The sequence below is a fragment of the Marisediminitalea alba genome (genome assembly GCF_002993365.1).
Taxonomy (GTDB): domain Bacteria; phylum Pseudomonadota; class Gammaproteobacteria; order Enterobacterales; family Alteromonadaceae; genus Alteromonas; species Alteromonas alba.
Map to the genome: position 1 here is coordinate 1 of NZ_PVNP01000179.1, position 6,050 is coordinate 6,050.

At 48.4% G+C, this 6,050-nt stretch carries 6 protein-coding genes and 2 pseudogenes; all 8 read right to left on the bottom strand.

What is annotated here, in order from left to right; all coding sequences use genetic code 11:
• Positions 1-682: 682 nt before the first annotated feature.
• Positions 683-1,165, bottom strand: coding sequence for a mobile mystery protein A (locus tag C6Y40_RS15615; RefSeq protein ID WP_105935367.1), 483 nt, complete (start codon positions 1,163-1,165; stop codon positions 683-685).
• Positions 1,166-1,267: 102 nt separating this feature from the next.
• A complete protein-coding gene (locus C6Y40_RS15620; protein WP_105935368.1) occupies positions 1,268-2,494 on the bottom strand; it encodes a type II toxin-antitoxin system HipA family toxin in 1,227 nt (408 codons plus the stop codon).
• Positions 2,487-2,813, bottom strand: coding sequence for a helix-turn-helix domain-containing protein (locus C6Y40_RS15625; protein ID WP_105935369.1), 327 nt, complete (start codon positions 2,811-2,813; stop codon positions 2,487-2,489). Before C6Y40_RS15625 ends, C6Y40_RS15620 begins: the two co-directional genes overlap by 8 nt.
• A gap of 320 nt (positions 2,814-3,133) precedes the next feature.
• A complete protein-coding gene (locus C6Y40_RS24815) occupies positions 3,134-3,337 on the bottom strand; it encodes a hypothetical protein (protein WP_170308517.1) in 204 nt (67 codons plus the stop codon).
• A gap of 214 nt (positions 3,338-3,551) precedes the next feature.
• The gene (locus C6Y40_RS15635; RefSeq protein ID WP_105935370.1) at positions 3,552-4,748 is read right to left on the bottom strand and encodes a low temperature requirement protein A; all 1,197 of its coding nucleotides are present in this window, start codon (positions 4,746-4,748) and stop codon (positions 3,552-3,554) included.
• Between the two features lie 36 nt (positions 4,749-4,784).
• Positions 4,785-5,076: pseudogene (locus tag C6Y40_RS15640) on the bottom strand (IS3 family transposase); the annotation flags it as partial.
• Positions 5,076-5,186, bottom strand: a pseudogene (locus tag C6Y40_RS25430) (zinc-binding dehydrogenase); the annotation flags it as partial. The pseudogenes C6Y40_RS25430 and C6Y40_RS15640, both read right to left, overlap by 1 nt.
• Before the next feature lie 127 nt (positions 5,187-5,313).
• Entirely contained in the window at positions 5,314-6,048 is a 735-nt protein-coding gene (gene istB, locus C6Y40_RS15650; protein WP_071979584.1) for an IS21-like element helper ATPase IstB, read from the bottom strand.
• Between the last annotated feature and the right edge of the window lie 2 nt (positions 6,049-6,050).

A 6,050-nucleotide genomic window follows, 5' to 3' on the forward strand; every position in this document is an offset into this window, starting at 1 on the left:
ACTGCTGTCATCTGCATTCTCCTGAAAATCAATGTAAAGCTATCATCGCCTGATTCATCACTTGTTGATGGTCAGAAAGGTGCATGATTTGTTCAGAAGATCAGGTCCATACAAATGAACTTTTAGGACAGCAGAAAAAAAACCGGTAACCAACTCAACCGGCAAACAATTAGAGATAATCGCGAACGTCTTACCATCATTTCTCGATTTTTGGCATAAAAAATATAGGCAAGTTTTGGCTAAAACCCAGTAGGCACAAGGCCTACAGCTAGGTTTGTGTCATGGAATTTGGCTAAAAACGGTAAATATGGCGATTTGTACTCAAGTTTGTACACACTTTCCGAGGTTACGCTTGAACATCATTGAAAAGCAAAGAAACGAGAAAAAGACAAAAAGCCTTTAAATTCAGTACGTAGAGATGTGATTGTGGTGTGCAATGAAAGGTGGTTTTAAGCGTTGAAAGGCTGGGCGGCATCAGGGTGCGAGATGATAGCGAATGTTCTTCGCTTATTGATTTCATTGACAAAATTGCTACCACTCATACCTTAAAAACCCTTATTTACACCTAAATTTACACCCGTTTGGATCAACCACTTTTTATGCTTTAAAAAGTGAACCTCGGTATCTATGCATTAGATACCGTTTTTTCAATACGTCATCAGCGTATTAACGTCTGCTGTGCTTATTCTTCGTTCCAGAAGTCTGAAGGCATCTTATCCATGATTTGCGCAGCAACACGCTCAATCTCATATTCAAGCTGCTCTTTACTGAGCGATTGGCCTTCTAGCGTCATATGCGTAGAGCTCGTATTAACCTGCTCACGCGCTTTTTCTAGGGCGCGCTGTTTAATGACATCTTCCACATTGTGCTTTGGCACTATGGCGTACACAAAGTGACAATCCATCGCTTCGGCCATGGCCTGCATGGATTTTAATGTCACGCTGCCATGCGGCTCGTCTTGCTCTGCTTTGAAAACTCTCGCTTTGGTTACGCCCAGCTTTTTCGCAAGCTGCGTACCTGTCATACCCAGTGCAGTTCGCACGGTTCTTAACCAGCCTTCTTCAGGAAGACCGTGGTTAGGTTGTATAGCAACGTCACCAAACTGACTGACAGCTTGATTAACTCTGTCTCGATATTGCTTGGCAACTATCTTGTCTATACTCACCGCTTACCTTTTGTGTATGACATCGCTTGAAAAGTATACATATTTATATACTTAAATGCCTTTTTAGTCAATAAATATGTATACTTTTTTGACATTCATTTGTCAGCGTAAAGGCACGTCTCGCAAGTGTTTATCGATTGCGTCGATCATGTCTTTGGTCAGCGGTAAATGCGTTTTCTCTTTCGCCCATATCTCATAAAAGCCTTCCACCGTTTGCTTTGCTGTATCCAGCACCAGCTTCTCTGGCAGCATGGCTTTGGCGGCTAAGTGCGATAGCTCGTCAAGAGTAAAATCACTGAATTTCTTACTGCGACTAACTTTTAGCGCGGTGCTATTGTCAGGAATATAAGGAATAGTCGAAACAAAATCATAAGCAGGCGCAATGGATGCGTTGCGCTTATCTTTATAAATTACCGACCAGTTTTTAAGGTGCATATCGGCATTGCCGATCAACGTGTTAAACACCAGCCTGCGGATAAACTCGGCGATATCCTGTTCTTGGCCTTCTATGCCGATAACCTGCGCGATATTGCGCATACTGGCTTTCTTGTATTTATCCTGCGGGTATACGCCGAAAACCTGCGCAAAGTCTTCAATATGAATTGCCTGTCCATTGGCGCGGTCAAAGCGTTTAATCGCAAATGCGCTATTACCAAACTTGCCAATGCCTTCAGGGATATTGGCAATCTGTTCAATCGGCAGTAGCTGCGTTTCAGGTACGTCCATACCCAACATGCGCGCCATTTCCATCATGGCAAATTCGTTTTCTGGTACAGCCTCAAAGCGAGATGATGGTAATTTCACTATCCATGAACCGCCTGTACCGGAGGCTGGAATAGTCAATCCACCACTGGCATGCTGCACGGCTGAAAATTTTAGCTGCACACCCGCCAAAGAAAAGCGCATAGGCGCTTCGTACTTGGTCTCTTCTTCGATTTCTTCATGTACGTTGGGCGGCAATGCCTCACCATCAGCAGGCATTGCCGTAATGGCTCCCGCTAAGTCTTGGCCCAACACCCACAGCAAGAAAAACTCTCGTGCAGGATTTACACTCGCGCGCTCAGCCAGATAGTTACGCATAGTTTCTTCTGGCAACAGATTGGAAAAATACGGCGTTAACTTGGTTTGGGTAGGTTTGAAATTCGTGATCAAGCCACCAAGCGCATCCTTAAAACCCAGCCCCAAGACAGGCCGCGCTTCATCGTTGGCATAGGCATCTGTGAAGGCAAAAAGCGTTCTGTCATTGCCAACATTGGTAATGGTCGCGATAGGCTCGCCATAGAGCAGCACATTGAGTGTGGAAACATTATTGGATACGGGGTTATTCATCAGCGCTATCTTCCATGTAATCGGCATCTAAGCTGTAGGCTGGCGTGACCTGCTCCCCATCTTCATCATGCCCTTGGGCGCTACGAATAATAGACTTGATGGCAGGCACTGACTTTTTAGGCGCGACAAACAGCTCTAAATCAAGCACACGCGCCAAAGCGATCAAACTGGATACTCGCAGGTCAACGCCGCCCGACTCAATTTTAGAGATATGGCTTTGCGGCACGCCAGAGCGGGCGCTCAGCTCCCGTTGGCTAAAGCCCTTACGCGCGCGCGCCTCTCGCAAACTTTCCAATATTTGATCGGTTATATAACTCATATTTGATGCACCTTTCTATATCAACTAAACACTAATATCTATAAAACTATATCACACACCACCCAAAGACTCAATATTGATATGTTTTAATATATCATAACAAAGCACTTGATATGTTTTAATAGATAAACCTAGCATCAGCCTCAGGTTTAGCTACCTCATGTTTTACGGCGCTAACCGCCGTAAACAACCACATTCTTAAACCGCAGGGTTTAAAAGAAGGCGCTATCGGTATTAACAATACCGATAGCCGGCATTATATAAACTTTTGGGGCTCAGCTTGACGACAGCGGAGACAAGACCAGCGAAGCATGAGCGATTTAGGCCGTAAGGCCGCTGAGCCCCAAAAGCGCGCCAGAATTTAAGCCCTCACCGCCATGGGCGTCCAGCCAGAACGCGCTCGCCGGATGACCCAGTCCTTCGTTGCCAACGAAGACCAACTGTTCAACGCCTGGCGCAATATTGAAGAAGGCATCTACTTCAGCCCGCGCTACGGGGAGTTGTTCATGAAGCTGGAAGAGCATCTGGGGCACGCCATGCGGGAGAACGCTCGGCGAACTGAGGACGAAGCGCCGGCGTGGACAGCGCCGACGGACAATCACTGATCACGAAAGCAAAAAGGCCGGCTTGATGAATACTTCCGAACAGAATGTGGTTCTACGGCTTAATGAGCATAGGAAGAGCGCATCAAATCCCTGACGGCTAATTGTCAAATTGCATGGGCGTAGCCATGTTCCATCACAGTATTTTATCAGATCGGCGCGCATCTCTTACCGCTAGAAAAATCGGTACACCAATCTGCGAGAACAGCGCCAGGGCCCAAAGGCCGTTGCTGACAATCGACGGTATGAGGTGATGAACGGCTAGCACAACCAGCGCCATGACAATGCCGAACAGCCTCAGACCGGCGCTATGGTATTTGTCGGTGGCATCAGCCACGGTTCGACGCAGCGCCCATAGCGAAGCTAAAAACACCGCAAGGCCGACCGAGCCAAGCGCGGCGTAGCCGGGCGGATAAGGCTCCCACAGGCCGACGTAGACTTCTCCGGCCAGCGCAACGCCAATCGTCACCGCACTCCACAAAATCACGATGTGAGCAAACCAGTATCTCAGCAGCACGGCACTGGTGCGGCTCTTCGGTTTTTCATTGCCGACGCAGTCGAAATAAGTCCAGGCCAGCGCGAAGAGGGACAAGCCGCCCATGGTCACATTGAACAGCGTACCCGCGCTGACGCTGTAGACGCCCTTCTCGGCCAGCGTGACCACCAGTTTAAAGAAGCCTTCACCCAGCAAGATCAACATCAGAAGGCCGAAGCGCTCCGAAATGTGTCCGAGTTGAGGCACAAAGCGTTCGAAGCGGAGCGTGCCCACGCGCGGCAGCATGTACTGCAGCTGGATTGCTGCCACGCCGGCGGCAAAGACCCAGTAGGCGACCGGTGTGGGCAAAAAAGCCGACAGCGCGAACACCCCGGCCAATACGAAAAAATTCCGCGCCTGTTCCTGCGCCAGCGTATTGGCCGCGTTGTCAGTACAGCGCGCCCGCCAGTAAAGATAGGCCGTCAGCGCCCGATTCAACGCATAGGCGAGCGCGAAATACGTCCAGCCTTCACCGCCCACGTCGGGAATCGCCGCTGCGATGGTCATCATTGTGACAATCTTAAGTGCCATCACCACGCGATGCGGCATGTCCGTGGAGATATACAGTGAGTTATAGACCGAGCTGTCTGCCCAGGCATAGAAAATCGCCAGGAACATTCCCGTAAACACCCAGAATCCTTGCCACCCCAGATGATGGGACAGGTAATTCCCCAGAATGAAAATTGTCACTACATGGACCAGATCGAAGAAAAGTTCCACCCAGTGCACGTGGTCATGGGCTTCATCGACATCCATGTGATGGCGCGGTCGCCGCCAGAGAAGATCGTTAATTACCATACACTACCCCTTTGTCTTATTGTTCTGGCGGGGGTTCTACCCCGTTTCTACGGACGGTTTAAAACGTTTGTAAACTACCTGTCTTGATTCGCTACTCTAAGTCGCATTAATGGATTATGAAACCGCTCGATGTAAAAAAATATATCGGCACAATGACCGACAGCACTCATGCTCCCCAATAAGTCGTTGTTTTTTTTAAGTACCGTTGATAATCGCCGCTGGTAAATTGCGTTCCACGATCCGAAAGCAGTATTGCCTGTGTCGCCTCAGGACGTTGCCAGACTGCCATATCCAGCACAACACACAGATAAAGTTTTCCTTCATCTGTTAATCAAGTACGACCACTATTTTACCAATCTGCTGATTGGACTCCAGGTAGTGATGCGCTGCTACTATCTCTTCAAATTTAAAGCTTCGATCAATGATAGGCTTGAGTGTTGCGTATTAGGCATTTCCCGATCACTAATTCCGGCCTCTCGATCACCCCAATTCTGATACACCCGATCACTGGTATTATGGCTTGCCCGATCAGTAGTTGTGGCAGACCGCAGTCTGCCACAGGTATTTACCTCATGGTTTGTTGCTTTCTCATTGACTCCCCAGTGAGGGTTATCCGGTGAGCATTGTGGATGAGGCGATCTAGTAGCGCATCGGCAACCGTGCCGTTACTTATCATTGAATGCCATTGCTCTACAGGTAGCTGACTACAGATGATGGTGCTACTTACGCCGTGCCTGTCTTCTACCACCTCCAGTAAGTCTGTTGCCTGTTTGACGGTGAGTTTTTCCAGTCCCCAGTCATCCAGGATCAGTAGCTGTTGTTTCGCTATCGTTGCTAGCTGCTTGGTGTAACTGCCATCAGCGTGGCCGATGTGTAAGTGCTCGTTTAATCGTGGTAATCGCCAGTAACCAACACGTATTCCCTGGCGACACGCTTGTTCACCAAGCGCACAAGCTACATAGGTTTTACCGCCACCTGTGGCTCCGGTAACAATGATATTCTGATGATGACTAAGATATCCGCCATTTAATAAATCGGCCATTCTTGGCTTTTGTAATCCGCGGCCATTGTCGTATGACAGTTCTTCCGGTGTTGCATTTAACCTGAGTCGTGCCTGTTTACGAAGTCGGTTGATGCGGTTTGTCCGTCTTTGGTTCATTTCATGGTCAACCAGCAGGGACAACCGTTCCTCGAAGGCTAATTCACAGTAGGTGTTGGGTTGAGCGCGTTGCTGTTTTAACATATCCGCAATCCCTGTCATGCGCAGTTGCTGTAATTGTTGGATGAGTAGATCGTTCATTT